The following is an 18,836-nucleotide window of genomic DNA, read 5'->3' as shown; positions in this document are numbered from 1 at the left end:
AACCCGGTGTGCGCTGAGTCACGTTCACGTTGAATGATGACAAGTGGGCGGACCGACGTGCCGTACGGAGGACGCAGCTGCAGGGGGTGTCCGGATGAGTGCTTCCCGGCATGGTGGGACCACCGACGAACTGGGGCCCGACGAGCCCGGGCGGGAGAGTCCGGACGGTTCCGATCTGCTGGCCGCGTTGTTGGACGGCATGGACGCCGCCCTGTGCGCCTTCGACGCGGACGCGGTGGTGACGCACTGGAACCGCGAGGCGGAGCGCATTCTCGGCTGGACCGCGGCCGAGGCCGTGGGACGGCAGGGCTTCGCCGGATGGGCGGTGCGCGGCGCGGACGCCGCGGAGGTCGAGGGGCGGCTGATGTCCGCCATGGACGCCTCGGGCCGGCAGGTGCACGAGTTCGCGCTGCTGACCAAGGACGGCGGCCGGGTACTGGTGCGGACGCAGTCCGCGGCCGTACGCGGACCCGACGGGAAACCGGCGGGTGTGTACTGCGCGTTCAGCGAGGTGCACACGCAGATCGACCTGGAGCGGTCGATCGCGCTGAGTGAGGCGCTGCTGGAGGAGGCGAGCTGGGGTGTCGTCCTCGTCGACGCCGATCTGCGGCCCGCCGTGGTGAACGCGCACGCGGCGAAGGCGCTCGGCACCGGGCGCACCTCCGTGCTGGGACGGCCGCTCGGGGAGCTGTTGTCGCAGGGTGTGGAGGAGCTGGAGAGCGCGCTGACCCATGTGCTGGCCCAGGGCGCTCCGCCCGCGCCCGCCGAGATCTGGGTGAGTGTGCGGGAGCCGGAGGGCGAGCGGCGGCGGTGCTGGCGGTGCGGCTTCGTACGGCTGGCGTCGCCGCTGGCGGAGGAGCCGGTGCCGCTCGGCGTGGGCTGGCTGTTCCAGGACGTGACCGAGCTCCGGCAGAGCGAGCAGGAGGCGTCGCTGGTGCGCTTCCGGGCGCAGCAACTGCACCGGGCGGCGCGGGCGGCGGCCGAGTGCGAGGACCCGGCGGAGGCCGTCACCGTCCACCTGGACTTCGCGCTCGCCGGATTCGCCGACCACGCGCTGATCGACCGGGTGGCCGACGGGGGCGCGGGTGACGTGGAGAGCGCCGGCGGGGTCCGCCTGGTGCGGATCGCGGCCACTCCGTCCGGGGCGCCGGGACCGAGCAGGCTCGCCGGGCAGGCAGGTCTGCCGGTGCTGTACAGCCAGGGCCATCCCGCCCTGCGGTGCGTCGAGCGGGCCGGTTCCGTACGGGCCGACGCGGGGGAGGCGCCGGCCCAGGAGGCGCGGGTGTGGGCGGTGTCCCGGCAGTGGCCGGAGGACGCGGCGCACGCCCTGTGCACGGTGCTGCGCAGCCGGGGCCGGACGCTCGGTGCCGTGACGTTTCTGCGGGGCCCGGGACGCAACGCCTTCGAACGCCCCGACGCGATGTACGCGGAGGACGTGGCCCACCGCATCGCTGCGGCCCTGGATCTGATGGGGGCGGCCGGGCAACGGGAGTGAAACCGGCCCGGTGGCCGGAGTGACGGCGGCGCAACGGCGACGGCGGTCCGGGTGACGGCGGCGCGGTGGCGACGGCGGCCGGGTGCCCGAAGGGGCGGCGGGGCTCAGTGCCGGTAGAAGATCCGGTCTCCGTACTGCTCCAGGATGCGGCCGTTCCAGTCGTGGCCGCCGTCGACGTTGCCGGAGCGCAGGAGGGGCGGCTCGATGCCGCGGTCGGCCAGGGTGGCGGCCGCGGTGGCCATGACCGCCTGGAGGAGAGCCGTGGTGACGACGGTGGAGGCGGGGGCGAAGGGGGCGGGGACGTGGTCCAGGGCCAGCTCCGCGTCGCCGACCGCGATCTTGGAGTCCAGGACGAGATCGCAGTGGTCCTTGAGGTACGTCCCCGACACGTGCCGGGACGTCGTCTCCGTCGCGTACGCCACCGAGGTCACGCCGATGACCTTCAGACCCAGGGCGCGGGCGTTCATGGCCATCTCCACGGGGAGCGCGTTGCGCCCGGACAGGGAGACGATCACCAGCGCGTCGCCCGCGCGGGCCGGGGACGAGTCGAGCACGGCGCTCGCGAGCCCGTCGACGCGTTCGAGGGCCGAGCCGAGGGTGGCCGGCATCACGTCGACGCCGACGACGCCCGGGACGGCGAGCAGGTTCATCAGGGCGAGTCCACCCGCGCGGTAGACGATGTCCTGCGCGGCGAGCGAGGAGTGGCCGGCGCCGAAGGCGAAGAGGCGTCCGCCGTCCGCGACCGTGTCGGCGAGCAGGGCGCCCGCGGCCGCGACGGAGTCGGCCTCCTCGTCGCGGACCCGGTGCAGCAGGCCGATCGCGGCATCGAGGAACCGGCCGGCCGGCGTGCGGTCGCTCATGCGGCATCCCTTCGGGGTGGACTGCTGCCGATCACCGTGCGGTCCGGACCAGTACCCTGTCAATATGGCGGCCCGAGGGGCCGGGGGAGCCCTCCGCGGCGGCCCCGTACCAACCGTGTACCACTCCGTGCATACCTTTCGCTCCACGGTGCGGCTCGGTTGTCGGCGCCATGCGTCAGAATTGAGTTCAGGGCCAGCGCATGCGCCGGTGAGCCGTCCAGCCTCCGGCAGAGCCAATCGCAGATCTCATCGAGGGGCACGTATGTCCGGACTGATCGACACCACGGAGATGTATCTCCGCACCATCCTCGAGCTGGAGGAGGAAGGCGTGGTCCCCATGCGCGCCAGGATCGCGGAGCGGCTCGACCAGAGCGGGCCGACGGTCAGCCAGACGGTGGCCCGCATGGAGCGTGACGGCCTGGTGTCCGTCGCCGCCGACCGGCATCTGGAGTTCACCGACGAGGGCCGCCGGCTCGCCACCCGTGTGATGCGCAAGCACCGCCTCGCCGAGTGTCTGCTCGTCGACGTGATCGGCCTGGAGTGGGAGCAGGTGCACGCCGAGGCCTGCCGCTGGGAGCACGTGATGAGCGAGGCCGTCGAGCGCCGCGTGCTGGAGCTGCTGCGGCATCCCACCGAGTCGCCCTACGGCAACCCGATCCCGGGCCTGGAGGAGCTGGGCGAGAAGGACGGCGCCGACCCGTTCCTGGACGAGGGCATGGTGTCCCTGGCCGATCTCGACCCGGGTCCCGAGGGCAAGACGGTCGTGGTGCGCCGTATCGGCGAGCCGATCCAGACGGACGCGCAGCTGATGTACACGCTGCGCCGGGCGGGTGTCCAGCCCGGTTCGGTGGTCAGCGTGACGGAGTCGGCGGGCGGTGTGCTGGTGGGCAGCAGCGGTGAGGTGGCCGAGCTGGCGAGGGACGTCGCCTCCCATGTGTTCGTCGCCAAGCCGTAGTTCCGGGTCCGGCCGGTGGACGGCGGCCGGGCAGGGGTGGGCGTCGGCACGGTGCCGGTGGTGTGCCGGCGCCGTGGACACGCGTTCTTTTCCTGTCAACTCGGTTGCTGTGAAGGGGAGTTGATCCGGAAGCGTCGTGACGCCGGTGCGATCGCGCCGAATCCGGGCCGAGTGCGCCGAAGCGCAGCGCTCACCCGGTTCGCGTGCGAGGCTGTCGCGTGAGGCATATGACCTGAGGGGCTCTTGGCCGGGTCGACCGTGCTGTCACCCGGCCGGGGAGGGGCGGGAGGATGTGCCGTGACCACGTGAGGAGCCCCGGCGCCGCACGGCGCCGGGGCCTGTCCTCCCCTGTGCTGACCCGGAGCCCCGAGCTCCCAGGGTCATTCCCTGCGGACCAATTTCCCCGAGAGGTCCGCCTCCCGTTGGAGATCTCCCCCCGGCCGCGGCGATCAATCCCCGTGCCGGGTCACTCGTATGAGGGGTGTTGACGGCTGGAACCGCCTTCTCGAAAGCGCATTCGATAGCGTGTGGGCGGCGACAGCAGGCAGGGCAAGCAGCACGGCAAGCAGCGAGCTGGGGGTGCCAAGACGATGGCGCGACGCATCGATGTGACGGGGGCGGACGGTGTACGTCTCGCCGCCTGGGAGTTCGGCGATCCGCCCAAGACCGGCAGCGACCCGACGGAGCACACCACCGGGAGCGGAGCCCCGAGCGTGCTGTTACTCCACGGGCTCATGGGCCGTGCCTCGCACTGGGCGTCCACCGCCCGCCGGCTCTCCGAGCGGTACCGGGCGGTCGCCCTGGACCAGCGCGGCCACGGCCGCAGCGACAAGCCCCCGCAGGCCTCGTTCACCCGTGACGCCTACGTCGACGACACCGAAACCGCCCTCGAGCAGCTGGGCCTCGGCCCGGCCGTCCTCATCGGCCACGCCATGGGCGCCCTGACCGCCTGGCAACTGGCCGCCAAACGACCCGATCTGGTGCGCGGGCTGATCATCTGTGACATGCGGGCCTCCGCGCTCGGGGCCGCCTCGCAGCACGAGTGGGCCCAGTGGTTCGAGGCCTGGCCCGTTCCGTTCGCCACCCTCGCCGACGTCCGCAAGTGGTTCGGCGAGGACGACCCCTGGGTGGAGCGGCCGAACCCGGCCCGCGGTGAGTTCTACGCCGAGGTGATGGCCGAGTCCCCGGACGGCTGGCGGCCGGTCTTCGACTTCGGCCAGATGCTCCGCTCCCGCGAGACCTGGGTGTACGACGCGCACTGGGAGGAGCTGGCCCAGGTGCGGTGCCCGGCCCTGGTGGTCCGCGGCCTCGACGGTGAACTGGGCCGCGCGGAGGCCCAGGAGATGGTCCGGGTCCTGCCCCGCGGCCGGTACGCGGAGGTGGCCGACGCCGGTCACCTCGTCCACTACGACCAGCCCGACGCCTGGCGCGCCGCCATCGAACCGTTCCTGGACGCCCTCCAGGACGCCTGAGCCCCGGGCCCGGGGCCCAGGTCGATGCCGGCCACGGGATGAGGTCCCGGGCGGCGCGACGGGCCCGGTCCCGCCCACGGGGACGACGCGAAGTACCTGCCGGCCGCGTCCTGATCACGGTCACGGTCACGGTGGGCGATGGACGGTACGGAGGGAAGACCGCGGGACCACGTGACCCGCACGTCGCCGATTCCGGCAGGGACAGGTCGCCGCCGGCCGTGATCCTCCAGCGGGCGTTCGCGGTGAACCGTACGACCTGCCGGTTGTCCTTTCCGGAATCGTTTCACCACCGGACCGAAGCCCGGCCCACTGTGAGGAGATCCATAGCGGAGGCCGCGTTCCACGGCCGTACCGGTAGGTCCCGCGGGCAGTAACCGGTCGAGGAAAGGTTGCGCACGGTCGCCTCCCCACTCTGCGGGGGGATCCGTCGGGCGAGGCCGAACGAGGCGCCCCACGGGGGCCCCTCCGGCGGGGGGACGGGCCGTGCGGCCGAGATCCTCTCCCGACGCGTGCCCCACCGCCTCCACCGCCTTCGCCGTTCCTACCGCTCCCGCAACTCCCGGCGCTCCCGCTGGTCCCGCAGCTCCCGGCGCTCCTGCTGGTCCCGCTGGTCCCGCAGCTCCCGGCGCTCCCGGCGGTCCTGCCGGTCCCGGCCGCACGCGTACGCCAGCGGCGAGATCAGCTCCGTGGCATCCGGCAGCCACCGGTTCGCCGGTGTCGGCCTGCTGGCCCACTGCACGGCTCCCCTGGACCCGAACCGCGTGGGCGGCGCCGCCACGTACGCACCCTCGCCCCGCACGGACAGATCGAGCGGGGACAGCGACCAGCCCAGGGAGCGGACCAGGCCCGGCACCTTCGCCGCGGCACCGGGGAGCACGAAGAACTCCATGCGCCGGGCGGGCGTCAGGGTCACCGGACCGAGCGCCAGTTCCATCCGCTCCATCCGGGCCAGCGCCAGGAATCCGGCCGTCTCGGGGACGGAGATCGTGTCGAAGGAGTGGCCGGTGGGCAGCAGGATCGAGGCTGTCGGCCACGTCTGCCACATGCGGCGGACGGCCGTCGTGCTGCCGGTCGCCTGGCCCGCCCAGTCGGAGCGCGCCGGGTGTGCGCCGGGCGCCGGGCACTCGACGACACCGCACGAGCAGCGGTGCACCCCGTCGACGGCCTCCAGCCACGTGCCCGGGAACACGTCCCAGTGGCGCTCCTCGGTATAGCGAACCGCGGTGTCCAGCAGGGTTTCCCCGCGCTGCTTCGGGATCTGTCCGGCATCGGTGCCCGGGATCGTCTCTTCCACGATGAACACAACTACGTCCGCCACCAGGGGTTACGCCCGCGCCCCGGCGCGAGAGGGGCACTCGCTCCCCGGCCGGGGCGCATGGGCGCATGTGCGGGGGCGCGCAGGAGGATCGGTCTTTGCGGGTGGGTAGCCAAGGGTGGGTAGCCAGAACGGGGCCGGCATCCGCCGTTACCTCGGCAATTAGTACATGCCTCGCATCTTCGGCACCTCGGCGGGGCATTGATCTTCACGGCCGGAACTTTCGTCCCTTCACGAGGGGAGTTGTCAGGGGATGGGCGGGTCCGGCCGCCGAAGACACGTCAACTCGGTGCGTGGGCAGGCACCGCAGCCTCAGGGGGTACGCCATGGCCGCAAGGCCTCTCGTCGCGCGGCAGCCGAACGAACGGCTGCAGGCGCTCATCCAGGAAGCCGGATGCTCCAACGCCGGGCTGGCCCGCAGAGTCAACCTGTGCGGCGCCGAGCACGGCCTCGACCTGCGGTACGACAAGACGTCGGTGGCCCGCTGGCTGCGCGGACAGCAGCCGCGGGGCCGGGCACCGGCGATCATCGCGGAGGCACTCGGGCGCAAGCTGGGCCGTACGGTCACGATCGACGAGATCGGCATGGCCAACGGCAAGAACCTCGCGTCGGGTGTCGGTCTCCAGTTCTCGCCGACGGTACTGGGGGCCATAGAGCAGGTCTGTGAGCTGTGGCGCAGCGACGTGGGCCGGCGGGACTTCCTGTCCGGCTCCTCCGTCGCCGCGTCCGCGCTGGTGGAGCCGAGCCGGGACTGGCTGATCTCCGCCCCCGACCCGCAGGTGGCGCGCTCAGCGGGGCCGCGGGTCGGGCGGTCCGACGTGGAAGCCGTGCGGGCCATGACGCAGTCCCTGGTGGACCTGGACCACCAGTACGGCAGTGGGCATGTGCGTCCGGTCGTCGTGCACTACCTCAACAGCGTGGTCTCCGGGCTGCTCGCCGGCTCGTACCGGGAGGCCGTCGGGCGCGAGTTGTTCGCGGCGGTCGCCCGGTTGACCGAACTGGCCGGGTACATGGCCGTCGACACCGGACAGCCGGGCCTCGCCCAGCGCTACTACATCCAGGCGCTGCGGCTGGCCCAGGCGGCCGGCGACCGCGGGTACGGCGGGTACGTGCTCGCCGCCTCCATGAGCCATCTGGCCGTGCAGCTCGGAAACCCGCGCGAGATCGCGCAGTTGGCGCGTGCCGCGCAGGAAGGCGCGCGAGGGCGGACGACACCCCGCGCGGAGGCGATGTTCCGTGCGGCGGAGGCGCGCGGACACGCGCTGATGGGTGACGCGCACGCCGCGCAGGAAGCGGCCGGGCGTGCGATCGGCGCCATGGAGGCGGCCGACCCGGCCTCGGGGGACGACCCCGTGTGGATCACCCATTTCGACGAGGCCTATCTGGCCGACGAGTTGGCGCACTGCCATCGGGACCTGGGGCAGGCCGAGGCCGCCGCGCGGTGTGCGCGCGAGGCGCTGGCCGGGCATCCCGGGTCGCGGGTGCGGCGCCGGGCGATCGGCTATGTCCTGCTCGCCACGGCGCAGGTGCAGCAGCGGGAGGTGGAACAGGCCTGCAGCACGGGTCTGAAGGCGGTGGAACTGCTGGACGGGCTCAGGTCCCACCGGGGCGCCGAGTACCTGGAGGACTTCCAGCAGCGACTGGAGCCCTATCAGGAGGAGCCGGTGGTAAGGGAGTTCGGCGCGCGCATGGCCCTGCCCGTGGCGGCGTGAGCACGACACCGCGGCGACGTGGGAACGACACCGCGACAGCGCGACGGCCGGGCGCGGCAGGGGCGTGGTGTGATCAGGATTCCGGGCGTCGGGTGAACTCGGTGGCGGACGGCGGGTGGTGAACATTTCGGGTGATTCCGAGTGAACGTGCGGGCGATGCGGAGTTGATACGGGAGCGGAGTGGGAGAGGTGACATGAACAGCGTGCGGTGATCCGGTTTTGTTACCGCGCTCACAGGGCATGAGGTCACGTCCTGTGCTGCGTGGCACCGGGCTCCGGGGACCCGGTAGCGTGAGCCGACGATCCGCAAGGTCCCCCATGGGTAGGAGTCCCGGTGACGCAGAGTGGACAGGGCGAGGAGCCCGCGGCGCGGCCCGCGCGCGAAGGCATCGTGCTGCCCTCCGACGGCGGCGAGCCCTTGCTGCCGGGCATGACGGGTGCCGCGGCCGGTCCGGTCGCGCCGGGCGGGCGGGAGCCCGCCTCGGCGCCGCCCGGCGGCCAGACCTGGGGCACGTCATGGGGGCCCGAGCAGCAGCAGCCGCCCGCGCAGTCCCCGCCGCCGTCCGGCCAGGAGTGGCAGTCCCCGCCCGCCCAGCAGTGGGGCACGCAGGAGCCGGCCTCCTGGGGCGCGCAGGGACCGGCCGCGGGACAGCAGGGTCCGGGCCCGCTGCCGCCCGAGGGCGCCCAGGCCCCGGCCCACGGCCCCCACTCCTCGTACGGCCCGGGCACCGGCGGCCCGTCCGCCCCGGTGCCGCCGCAGGCCACCGGCCAGGACCCCGGCTACGGCGGACAGCACGGTGGTGCCGCCTACGGCTCGGCGGCCGGAGGACCGGACGGCTACGGGCAGCAGGGCGGGAGCGCTCCGATGCCGCCGCAGCACGGCTCCGGGTACGGCGCCCACACCGGCGCGTACGGCTCCGGCGGCGCGGGCGCGCTGCCCGGCGGGACGGAGGGGGCCACCCAGTTCCTGCCGCCGGTGCCCGCCGCGCCCATGGACGAGGGCGCGACGCAGTTCATACCCCCGGTGGGCCCGGGAGCACTGCCTCCCGAGATGCCCGCCGCACATCACTCCGAGGCGACCCGGTACCCGGGCCCGCCCGCGCAGGGCCGGGCCGGCGGACCGCCGGCGCCCGCGGGCAACCCCGATGCCGAAGCCACCCAGTTCATGGCCCCGGTGACCGACCGGCCCCAGGGCGCGCCGTACGGAGTCGCGCCCGGTGCCCCCACCGGCGAAGGCGACCGACAGCCCCCCGCCGAGTTCGACAACCTTTTCCGCACCTCGGGCGGCGACGAGAGCCCGGCCGGGTCCACTCAGCAGATGCCCCGCATCGAGCACCCGCAGCCCGCCTACCCGCAGGCCGGACAGGGCGGGCAGGGCGGGCAGGGCGGCGGCGGTCGCCGTGCCGCCCGCGAGAGCAACGCCGGGAGCCGGGGCGGCCGGGGTGGCCGTACGGGGTCGAAGGTGCCGCTGATCGCGGCGGTCGGCGTCGGACTCGTAGTCCTCGGCGTCGGCGCGGGCGCGCTGCTCGGCGGCGGGGGCGAGGACGACGGCAAGAAGCAGCCGGTCTCCGCCACCGGGCCCGCGAGCGAGGCGCCGTCGGCCGAGCCGTCCGCCGAGCCGTCCGTCGACCCGGTCCAGGAGCAGGCCGTCGAGCTGGACAAGCTGCTGGCCCACAGCGGCGACAGCCGGTCCACGGTGATCAGCGCGGTGGAGAAGGTGAAGGCCTGCAAGGATCTCCAGCAGGCGGCCCAGGACCTGCGGGAAGCGGCCGGGCAGCGTAACCAGCTGGTCACCGACCTCTCCCGGTTGTCGGTGGACAAGCTGCCCGACCACGCGGCGCTCACCGACGCACTCACCAAGGCGTGGCAGGCGTCGGCGTCGGCCGACAACCACTACGCGGCCTGGGCCGACCAGACGGCGGGCAAGAAGGGCTGCCGGAAGGGCCAGGCCCGCACGACCGGGGAGACCCAGGCGGCCAACAAGGACAGCGGTACCGCGACCGCCGAGAAGACCAAGGCCGCCCAGCTGTGGAACACGATCGCCAAGCAGCACAGCCTGACCGAACGGCAGCCGACCGACCTGTGACCGGTGCCGGATCCGGAGTCCGGCCCGGGCGACCGGTGCCGGATCCGGAGCGGGGCCGACGGAGAACGACGAGGACGGCGGAGCGGCGGTGGCGGGCGGCTCGCGTCCCGCCGCGTCAGGTCAGGTCGGTGTTGTGCAGCGTGTCCGTCACGTCGATGAAACCGTCGCGGCCGGCCACGAGCCGGCCGTCCTTGACCTCCTGGAAGGTCACGTTGGCGTTGACCAGTCGGGGGAAGCCGACGGCGGCCAGCTTGTCCTGGAACTGCCAGCGCAGGGTGGGGGTGAGCCCGCCCGTGTCGACCTTCAGGCCGCCGTTCAGTGTCCGGGTCACGGTGTCGGCGCTCACCTCGCCGTCGCCGAGCGAATCGACGACCTGCTTGAACACCGTGTAGGCGATCCAGGTGGTCTGCACGCCGGCGTCGGCGGGGTCGATCCGGTTGTCGCCGAACGCCTCCTTCTTGATCACGTCCTTCATCGGCTCCCAGAGACTGTCGCTCGACGCCGGATACCAGCCGGTGACGTACGACCCCTCGTACGGGCTGGACGCCCCGCCGGTCGTGTTGATCGTCGTCTGGTCGACGCTGCCCAGTACGGTCGCGGTGCGCACGTCCGGGTGGTCGGCGCGGGCGCGCCGGAAGGAGTCCATGAAGGTGCTGGTGCGGTCCCCGAGGGCGGGCACCACGCAGCCTTCCGCCTCCGGGTCGGTGGTGCTGTTCTCCAGGGCCCGCTGCGCCTGCCCGCCGTACTCGGTGGCCTCCTCCTCCGCCCGCTGGTCCGCGGCCGGTTCGTGGTCGCCCGCGGACAGGCCCGAGTCGAGCAGCGGGGGCAGTTGGTCGCCCGCGATGGTGTCGGGGCGGATCAGGGTGACCGGCCCGCAGGCATCGGCGAGGGCACGGCCGAGGCCCGCCAGCAGCGCCGGCTGGCCGCCGTTGACGGGATAGGACAGCGGGCTGGTGAACTCGTCGGTGGTGATGCCGTAGCCGCCTATGTACGGGATGCCGGCGCCCTCGAGGGTCGGCAGGAAGGCGTCGGCGTGCTGGCTGTACGAGCCGACGACCGCGACCGCGTTCTCCTTGACGGCGGTCCGGGCGCACCGCGAGGCGGCCACGCTGTCGTTGTGCTCGTTGCAGGTGATCACGTTGAGCTCGCGGCCGTTGATGCCGCCCTCGGCGTTCACCCAGCGGGCGTACGCCTGGGCGAAAGCGGGCATCCCCGGCTTGTTGGTGGCGCTGGTCTTCTCGGGTGCCCAGGTCATGACGGTGATCGGTTCGTCGCTGCCGCCTCCCGGGCCGGGGACGACTCCGCACCCGGTGACCAGGATCGTCGCGGCCAGCGCGCCCGAGGCCAGGGCGCCGGCTCCGAGCGGCCGGGAGTTACGGCGGGGGAGGAAGCCGCTGCGGAGGCGGCTGCGGTTGCGCGGACTGCCGGTCATGTTCACACACGGTTCCCCCACATCGTCAACGGTGGGGTGACCCAGGGTCGACAGACAGTGACGTAGAGGTGAATTGACGGGTCCCGTGTGACCGGCGGCGAAAAGGAAACGTACGATCGATGACCGTGCAAGGTTCGGAGAACTCTTCCCGTCGAAGCCGTCGCTCCTTCACCATGGGCGGCATGCCACTCAACGACATGCCATGGTGGCGCTGGCGCAGCAATGTGCGCTCCGCGCTGCACATGCTTTCCGACCCCGGGTTCCAGCACGGTGTCTGGCTGGCCGGTGTGGACGGCTACGGCGACGTCACCGACGCGGTCTACCGGCTGGTCGAGGACACCTGGCTGGACAACTGGTCCGCCGAGAAGTACGTGGGCACGGTCTTCCGCGACTCCCAGGAGGCGGCGCTCGTGGACACCGCGGTGCTGCGCGTGCTGCGGATCATGCACCAGGTCGGTCCGGACGCGCCCGTCACCGCCTACCTCGCGCACGAGGGATGGCCGGACGCGGTACGTGCCGCGCGCGACGCGCATGTGCGGCTGGCGACCAGTGACGGGGAGGACCCCGACACTCCGCCGCAGACCCTCGAGGTGCTGAGCGTCCTGACCCGGTCCGCGTAGCGGAACGGCTCTCCGGCCGGGAGCCGCAGTATGGGACCCTTTTCCGCATGAGTGAGCAGCCCAGCCGAGCAGAGGCCCCGGCCGACCAGTACGTTCTGACCCTGTCCTGCCCTGACAAGCAGGGCATCGTGCACGCCGTGTCGAGCTACCTGTTCATGACCGGTTGCAACATCGAGGACAGTCAGCAGTTCGGCGACCACGACACCGGGCTGTTCTTCATGCGGGTCCACTTCTCCGCGGATGCCCCCGTGACCGTGGAGAAGCTGCGGGCGAGCTTCACGGCGATCGGTGACGCCTTCCAGATGGACTGGCGGATAAGCCGGGGCGACGAGAAGATGCGCATCGTCCTGATGGTCAGCAGGTTCGGCCACTGTCTGAACGACCTGCTGTTCCGCGCCCGGATCGGCGCGCTGCCGGTGGAGATCGCCGGTGTGGTGTCCAATCACACCGATTTCGCCGAACTGGTGGCTTCGTACAACGTCCCCTTCCACCACATTCCGGTGACGAAGGACACCAAGGCACAGGCAGAGGCGAAGCTGCTGGAACTCGTGCGCGAGGAGGGCGTCGAACTCGTCGTCCTCGCCCGCTACATGCAGGTCCTCTCGGACGACCTGTGCAAGCAGCTCTCCGGGCAGATCATCAACATCCACCACTCCTTCCTGCCGAGCTTCAAGGGCGCGAAGCCGTACCACCAGGCGCACGCCCGGGGGGTGAAGCTGATCGGTGCCACCGCGCACTACGTCACCGCCGACCTCGACGAGGGCCCGATCATCGAGCAGGAGGTGGAGCGGGTGGGGCACGACGTCACCCCCGACCAGCTCGTCGCCATCGGCCGGGACGTGGAGTGCCAGGCGCTGGCCCGCGCCGTGAAGTGGCACGCGGAGCGTCGCATCCTGCTGAACGGGCGGCGGACGGTGGTCTTCGCCTGAGCCGTCGGGACACGGGCGGCACAGGGGACGCGGGGGCACAGGGGGTACAGGGACGGGCCCGGGACGCGCGGCAGGGGCCCGGGCGGGTTCCGGATCCGGCAGGTTCCGGATTCCGGGGTCTTTAGTTCGCATCGGGCCGGATCAGGGAGCGGGGCCCTGGAGGCACCCCCAGCGGTAGCCGGGGGAGGAGCCGGGAGTTCGGGGAAGGAACTCTGGGGACCGGCGGCAACACGGCGAGGTGCGGTGCCGGACCCCGTGAGCCCGCCTGATCCGAACAAGAGGCCCTCGGGCGTGTGTTTCGAGAGTCCCGCCTGCCCCGCGGCGTCCGGCACGCACTCCCCCAAGCTCTTCGAGCAGGGGGACCCCCAGCCGCGTTGTCCGGATCGCCCGCGTACGCCCGGTACGCGGGCGACCCTCCGCCGTGCGATCGCAGGCTCCCCCAAGCTCTCGGCTCCGCTCGAGCAGGGGGGACCCCCATGACACCGCGGGGCCCGCCCTCCGGGCGGCCGGCGCTACGTTCGAAACACGCCCTAGATCCGGCTCATCGAGGCCGCCGCCAGCAGGACGTCCCGGATGGCGGCCTTGTCCCCGACCTGCCCGGCGGCCGCCTCCTGCGGAGAGACGTGGCCCGCGGCCAGACGGCAGAACTCCGAGCCGTCGAGCGCTATGTGGGCCACCTCGTGCTCCGCGGACCCCTTGGCCGCCGGGGAGTCCAGCGGGATCAGCCACTCCCCGCCGCCGGACCCCTCGATCTCCAGCCGCAGGCTCCGCCCCGGCGCACCGGCCGCGACCAGCCGCCGCTCGGTGGAGACCTCCTGCCCGGCCTGCCGGCGTGCTTCGAGGACGGCAGGCAGCATCCGCGCGGCCAGGTCGACCATGCCGTGCAGATGCCGTCCGGTCGGCGGCTCGTACGGATAGTCCACCGCCTCGGCGATGTCCTCCCCGTGCACCCAGCATTCGAAGGCGCGGTCCAGCATCGCGTCGTGCAGCGGCAGCTCGTAGCCGCCGTACGAGACCGGCATCCGCCCCGCCCTGCTGCCGGTGAAGGACACCGTCCGCACCAGGTCGTGGGTCTGCGCGCGCCAGGGCGCCCGCACGGAGCGGGTCGGCGGGTGGTGGGCTCCGCGCCAGAACGCCTCGGTGCGGGCCGACGGGGTGGCCCGCCCGGGCGCGAGGTCCGCGAGATCGCCGAGCGGGTCGGGCAGGCCGAGGGCGGCCGCGACCAGCCCGTCGACCGCCAGCAGATGCGCGATGACCCCGGCGACGGTGGTGCGGCGGGTGGCCGCCTCGTCGGCCTCGTACCAGCGCAGCCGCACGGGCGCGTGCCACTCGGTGTCGCCGAAGTCCTGGAGCAGCGCGTCCAGCCGCGCCGTCTCGGCGTCGTAGGCGCAGGCCCAGTCCGGCACGGGGATGCGCGGCGGCCGCCGCTTGAGGCAGGACTCCAGGACGCGGGTGCGCAGCCCCGGGTCCAGATCGAGGCTCTCGGGCCGCTGCAACAGCCCGACGGCGTCCCGCAGACGCAGCGCCTCGTCGGCGCAGGCCCCGCACTCGCCGAGGTGCTCCTCGACGGCCGCCGTCTCCTCCGGCGAGCAGGCGGCCAGTGCCCACGCGCCCAGCAACGACTTCAGTACCCGGTGCTCCAGTATCAACGGCGCGGGCATCGGTGCCGGTGCGGGTGCCGGTGCCGGTGCGGGCAGGGACTGGCCGGTGTCCATGCCCGTGCCCGTGTCCGTGTCCTCGACGGAGGCGCGGGGCGGCGGTCTGCGGGCGAAGCGACCGTCACCGGCCTCGCGGTCGGGGCCGGTGACGGGGTCCGTACCGTCGGCCGGTCTGCTCCTGCCGCCATCGGGTCCGCCCGGAATGCCCCGCTCGCGCGTACCGTCCGCCCCGTTTCCCGGGCCCGTGCGCATCATCGCGTCCGGGCCCGTGCGCATCATCGCGTCCGCATCCGTGTCCTCGTGGCGCTCCCCGCCTCCCTCGTGCTCCTCGCGGTCATGGCCGGCGCGGTCATGGCCGGCGTACGGCTCGAAACGGTCGTGGCTCACGCCGCGCCCCCGATTCCGGGCGGGGCGCCCGGGGCCTCGGCTTCGTGGGCCGTGGCCAGCAGCTGGAGGCCCAGTCGGAGGCGGCGGCGGGCCTCGTCCTCGGTGACGCCGAGGTCGGCGGCGGTCTGCTGGTAGTCCCTGCGCTGGAAGTACGCCAGCTCCAGGGCGGCCCGCAGCGGTACCGGCATGGCGTGCACGATGTAGTCCGCGCGGGCGGCCACCGAGGCGTGGCGCACCTGGTGCTCCAGATCCTCCGTGCTGCCGGCGCCGCCGCGGGCGAGCGCGGCGGTCCCGGCGGCGCGCAGCCGCTCGACGGCCAGCCCGTGGGCCAGCGTGGCGATCCACGTGCGCAGCGGGCCCTGGTGGGGGTCGTAGGCGTCCGGGTGCTCCCATACGTGGGCGAAGACGTCGCGCGTGACGGTGTCCGCCGCGTTCTCGTCGCCGAGGACGCGGTGGGCGAGGCCGTGCACGAGGGAGGCGAACCGGTCGTAGAGCTCACCGAGTGCGGCGGCCTCTCCACGGGTGAGCCGCTGCTGCATTGTGCGGTCCCAGCGGGGCGGTGCGTTCCGTTGCGTCATGCGGCCCCTTCACCCCTGTTCCTTCCACGTCCCGGGGCGGTCCTGCCCGGTCCGGCGGGTGCCCGCCGGCTTGACGAATGTAGTCGGCACGTACGCGCGCACGCCCCTTTGCGGCAAAGTGCGCCCCCGCCGGGTCCCAGGTGGTAAAAGGTCGCCGGCGTGAACGTCGGATGCGGTCCGGTGGCCTGCCTACCCAGCCCGTCGCCGATCGGAACCGATCGAATGAGAGCGGAAGAGACTGAAACAAGCCTTTTTTGTTCGGTTACGGTTTCTCGAGTCGTGTTTCAGGGCACGGCCGGTGGGCAGGCGCGCTGCAGAGAAGCGTAGGAGTTTCTTCCGTTTCGGCGAACGAAGGGCGTGGTGGTGGCCTTCAACGTGACCGACGGGGAGCAGGGCGATTGGGCCGTGCTCCGGGTGTCGGGCGAACTGGACCTGATGACCTCACCGGTGCTGCGCCAGCGCGTGCACGACGTCGTGGCCGACGGCAGACACAGCCTTGTCCTCGATCTCTCCGAGGTGTGGTTCTGCGACTCCAGCGGCGTGGGAGTGCTCATCGCCACCCGCCGGCTGCTCCGCTCCTGCCAGGGCAGTCTGCGGCTGATCCTTCCCGCCCAGGGAGCCGCCGACGGCAGCCACGTCAACCGGGTGCTCGGCGCGCTCGGGGTGCGCCGTCTCTTCGACGTCCACCCGGACGTCCCGTCCGCGGTGGACGGGGACTCGCGCCCGCTGTCGGCCTGAACCGGTCCCGGGGCCTTCGGCGGCCCGTGCGGGCGGCCGACGCGCGCACCCCGCGGGTGCTCGCGCGGACCACATGGTTGTCCCGGAGTTCTCCCGTTCTTGGTACAAGCGTCGTTTCCGGGCTCACGAAGGACGCCGCACGTCGTACGCTCCGGGCGAGACGACCCCACTGGGAACCCACTGACTAAGGCGGCCTGAAAGAGACATGGTCACCAGCGAATACGAGCGCAGGATCGCGTCCCGCTTCGCCATCTTCGACCAGGACGGCAACGGCTACATCGACCGCGAGGACTTCAGCGGAGCGGCCAAGGCGCTGCTGGCCGAGTTCGGCACCCGGGCCCGGTCCGACAAGGGCCAGGCCCTGTACGGCGGCGCGGAGGCCTTCTGGCAGGGCATGGCGGGCATCGCCGACCGTGACGGTGACCAGCGCGTCACCCGCGAGGAGTTCGTGAACGGCGCGGTCAAGCGCCTGCGGGACAACCCGGACCGGTTCGCCGAGATCGCCCGCCCCTTCCTGCAGGCGACCCTCGCCGTGGCCGGCGGCGACGGCGCGGTGGGCATCGAGGAGACCGCCCGCGTCCTGAAGGTGCTCGGCGTCCCCGAAGGGCCGGCGGAGTCCGCCGCCGCCACGCTGGACACGGACGACGACGGCAGGATCGGCGAGGAAGAGATCGTGGGCGCCTTCGCCCGCTACTTCACCGTCCCCGAGTAGCGCTCCAGAGGCTTCGCGGCTTGCTTTTGAGCGCCTTCCGCGGGGTCTCGCCGCGCGGGAGGGCGTCGACCACCTTCAGCCGCTCCGGCGGCTCGGGCACCGACAGCCCTCCCGCGCGGGTACGCGGTCACCGGCTCCGGAGTCGGCTCCGGCTCCTGCTCCGGCTTCCCGGGACCACCGGCCTCCGTACCGCTCCCGGCCGCGGCTCGCGGCCCCGTCCTGGCCGTCACGGGTCTGTGACGGCCGGGACGGGGTTGGACGCCGATCCTGTCGCAGCGCTCCGCACCGCGGTCGACCGACCGGGCACCGCCATACGCGCGTGCGGGCCGGTGGCGCAACACGCCCGGACCCGTGAACGGTTCGGCCGGCCGATCGGGGCCTGCCGGGCAGTGGCCCGCCCGTGTGCCGGAATGCCGGGCCGCGCGGAGACCGCCCTGCCGCTGTCCACGTGGCGCCCACGACCGTCTCCGGGTACGCGGAGGCTCGGGCTTCTCCTGAGGGGCGGATGTGCATCCGCACCTCAAACGCGTCTGGTGACGGACCCGGCGTACCGGAGGGGACGCGGGGAGTGACGAGTTGCTCGCTGTCGAACCGCTCGCCGGAGCGGCCTGCCCCGTTCCCTGTCTTCAGCGTCGTGGATCGCTCCGCGCGAATGTCGAGGATTGTGGCATCCGGGTATCACGGAGCGTTGAGACCGGGTTGTGTCCTACGCGTGACTCGTCACGGCCCGGAGTCGGCTGTCCGCTCCGGTACCTTGTGTGGGATGCGAGTGGTTGTGAGCACGCACCGCACCGGAGTTGCCCCCGAGGCGAGTCCGGACCGGCCGGTGCCTGCCGCCGTTCGCCGCGCTACCGGGCCGTCCGGCACCGCCTGTTCGACTTGCCGGGGCGGGCGTCGCACAGTATGCCGCACGGGTACTCCTTCGCGCTGGAATATGCCCGAAGCGCTTGTTGGCGTGACTGTACGTCAACCATGCTGGCCCATAAGGGATTCACGTTCCGTGACCCTCGTCCAGGCCGTTGTCCAGGCCATGCAGAGAATGGCTACGATCGTGGCCCTCGTGAGGCGCGAGTCCAAGTGTCCGCCGGTTCGGATGGTGTGAGCGGTGCAGGTGCTTCAAGTGCAGCTGGAGATCCGGCCCGACCCTGCTGAGGTGGGACGGGCCCGTCGGTGGACCCGCTCGCGTCTGGCCGGCTCGGGAATAGCGGCCGACGAGCCGCTCGCCGAGACGCTGATCCTGCTCGTCTCGGAGCTTGTCACCAACGCCGTGGTGCACACCGGCTGTCCGGCCGTACTGAGACTCTCCCTGCTGGGTGCGACGGCCGGGGAGGCCACCATCCGCCTCGAGGTGGCCGACCAGAGCGACAGGGCGCCGGCGCCGCGCTGCGTGGACGGCGACGCCACCGGCGGGCGCGGCCTCGCCCTTGTCGACGGTCTGGCCGACCGCTGGGGCTGGAGTACCGACGGTGCCGGCAAGCGCATCTGGTGCGAACTCGACCGCTGCGCGGCGGCGCGGGCCGCCGCCCCGGCCTGGGGCGGCTTCGCGTACGAGGCGGTATAGGGCGCCGGCGGTCCGGGCTGCCGAGGGCGCCGAGGCTGCCGGGGGTCCCAGGGGGTTCCAGTGCGCGGATGCGCGGGTGCGCGGTTGTGTGCACGCGCAGGTGCACCGATGCACGGCGGGACGGCCGTGCGAGTCGGGGTGTGAGCCGGTGCGCCGGGCGTGCTCCCGTGCGCGGCGCCGAATAACCGGGCATATCTCATAAACCCGCCCATCGCTGCGTGAATCGGCGTTGACGTGACGTCACCGTGTGATCACTCTGGTCATCAGCGATTCGCCGCGAGGGGACGGCGAGGACTTCGACGACGGGAGCCCTCGGCGAGTGTGGG

Annotated in this window: 15 protein-coding genes; 10 read left to right on the top strand and 5 right to left on the bottom strand. The window is 72.7% G+C overall.

Annotated features, from left to right (window positions below; genetic code table 11):
• The first annotated feature begins 94 nt into the window (after positions 1–94).
• Entirely contained in the window at positions 95–1,495 is a 1,401-nt protein-coding gene (locus V4Y04_RS16005) for a PAS domain-containing protein (RefSeq protein ID WP_332428675.1), read from the top strand.
• A gap of 104 nt (positions 1,496–1,599) precedes the next feature.
• Here V4Y04_RS16005 and V4Y04_RS16000 read toward each other — a convergent pair whose 3' ends face one another.
• Positions 1,600–2,355 carry an SIS domain-containing protein gene (locus V4Y04_RS16000; RefSeq protein ID WP_332428673.1) on the bottom strand — a complete coding sequence of 252 codons (756 nt, stop codon included), beginning with the start codon at positions 2,353–2,355 and terminating at the stop codon, positions 1,600–1,602.
• 262 nt (positions 2,356–2,617) lie between these two features.
• Between V4Y04_RS16000 and V4Y04_RS15995 the strand changes: the two genes are divergently transcribed.
• Positions 2,618–3,310 (top strand): metal-dependent transcriptional regulator, encoded by a 693-nt coding sequence (locus V4Y04_RS15995; RefSeq protein WP_332428672.1) that lies wholly within the window; start codon positions 2,618–2,620, stop codon positions 3,308–3,310.
• A gap of 590 nt (positions 3,311–3,900) precedes the next feature.
• The gene (locus V4Y04_RS15990) at positions 3,901–4,782 is read left to right on the top strand and encodes an alpha/beta fold hydrolase (protein ID WP_332432865.1); all 882 of its coding nucleotides are present in this window, start codon (positions 3,901–3,903) and stop codon (positions 4,780–4,782) included.
• Positions 4,783–5,323: 541 nt separating this feature from the next.
• Here the strand turns inward: V4Y04_RS15990 and V4Y04_RS15985 are convergent.
• Positions 5,324–6,085, bottom strand: a complete 762-nt coding sequence (locus tag V4Y04_RS15985; protein WP_332428670.1) for a bifunctional DNA primase/polymerase — start codon at positions 6,083–6,085, stop codon at positions 5,324–5,326.
• A 338-nt stretch (positions 6,086–6,423) separates the two neighbouring features.
• Here V4Y04_RS15985 and V4Y04_RS15980 point away from each other — a divergent pair, with 338 nt between their 5' ends.
• Positions 6,424–7,809, top strand: a complete 1,386-nt coding sequence (locus V4Y04_RS15980) for a transcriptional regulator (protein ID WP_332428668.1) — start codon at positions 6,424–6,426, stop codon at positions 7,807–7,809.
• 334 nt (positions 7,810–8,143) lie between these two features.
• Positions 8,144–9,895: a hypothetical protein gene (locus tag V4Y04_RS15975; RefSeq protein ID WP_332428667.1), complete on the top strand. Its 1,752-nt coding sequence runs from the start codon at positions 8,144–8,146 to the stop codon at positions 9,893–9,895.
• A 115-nt stretch (positions 9,896–10,010) separates the two neighbouring features.
• On the opposite strand, the gene V4Y04_RS15970 is transcribed toward V4Y04_RS15975, so the two are convergent.
• Positions 10,011–11,327, bottom strand: a complete 1,317-nt coding sequence (locus tag V4Y04_RS15970) for an ABC transporter substrate-binding protein (RefSeq protein WP_332428666.1) — start codon at positions 11,325–11,327, stop codon at positions 10,011–10,013.
• Between the two features lie 119 nt (positions 11,328–11,446).
• On the opposite strand from V4Y04_RS15970, the gene V4Y04_RS15965 reads away from it, so the two are divergent.
• Together V4Y04_RS15965 and purU are read left to right on the top strand one after the other, a co-directional pair.
• Positions 11,447–11,947, top strand: coding sequence for an SCO4402 family protein (locus tag V4Y04_RS15965; protein ID WP_332428664.1), 501 nt, complete (start codon positions 11,447–11,449; stop codon positions 11,945–11,947).
• A 47-nt stretch (positions 11,948–11,994) separates the two neighbouring features.
• Positions 11,995–12,876 (top strand): formyltetrahydrofolate deformylase, encoded by an 882-nt coding sequence (gene purU, locus V4Y04_RS15960; protein ID WP_332428662.1) that lies wholly within the window; start codon positions 11,995–11,997, stop codon positions 12,874–12,876.
• A 530-nt stretch (positions 12,877–13,406) separates the two neighbouring features.
• On the opposite strand, the gene V4Y04_RS15955 is transcribed toward purU, so the two are convergent.
• Both V4Y04_RS15955 and V4Y04_RS15950 read right to left on the bottom strand, forming a co-directional pair.
• Positions 13,407–14,786 (bottom strand): maleylpyruvate isomerase N-terminal domain-containing protein, encoded by a 1,380-nt coding sequence (locus V4Y04_RS15955; protein WP_443080178.1) that lies wholly within the window; start codon positions 14,784–14,786, stop codon positions 13,407–13,409.
• A 131-nt stretch (positions 14,787–14,917) separates the two neighbouring features.
• Positions 14,918–15,499, bottom strand: coding sequence for a sigma-70 family RNA polymerase sigma factor (locus tag V4Y04_RS15950; protein WP_332428660.1), 582 nt, complete (start codon positions 15,497–15,499; stop codon positions 14,918–14,920).
• Positions 15,500–15,856: 357 nt separating this feature from the next.
• Between V4Y04_RS15950 and V4Y04_RS15945 the strand changes: the two genes are divergently transcribed.
• The 3 genes from V4Y04_RS15945 to V4Y04_RS15935 all read left to right on the top strand — a co-directional run bounded on the left by V4Y04_RS15945 (position 15,857) and on the right by V4Y04_RS15935 (position 18,510).
• Positions 15,857–16,237: an STAS domain-containing protein gene (locus tag V4Y04_RS15945; protein ID WP_332428659.1), complete on the top strand. Its 381-nt coding sequence runs from the start codon at positions 15,857–15,859 to the stop codon at positions 16,235–16,237.
• 205 nt (positions 16,238–16,442) lie between these two features.
• On the top strand, positions 16,443–16,949 hold the full coding sequence (locus V4Y04_RS15940) for an EF-hand domain-containing protein (protein WP_332428657.1): 507 nt from the start codon (positions 16,443–16,445) through the stop codon (positions 16,947–16,949).
• A gap of 1,120 nt (positions 16,950–18,069) precedes the next feature.
• Positions 18,070–18,510: an ATP-binding protein gene (locus V4Y04_RS15935; RefSeq protein WP_332428655.1), complete on the top strand. Its 441-nt coding sequence runs from the start codon at positions 18,070–18,072 to the stop codon at positions 18,508–18,510.
• Positions 18,511–18,836 lie beyond the last annotated feature (326 nt).

The sequence above is a fragment of the Streptomyces sp. P9-A2 genome, from assembly GCF_036634175.1.
In the GTDB taxonomy this organism is placed as follows: domain Bacteria; phylum Actinomycetota; class Actinomycetes; order Streptomycetales; family Streptomycetaceae; genus Streptomyces; species Streptomyces pratens.
Note: the sequence above shows the minus strand (reverse complement) of the source record. Positions and strands in the feature narration are given on the sequence as shown.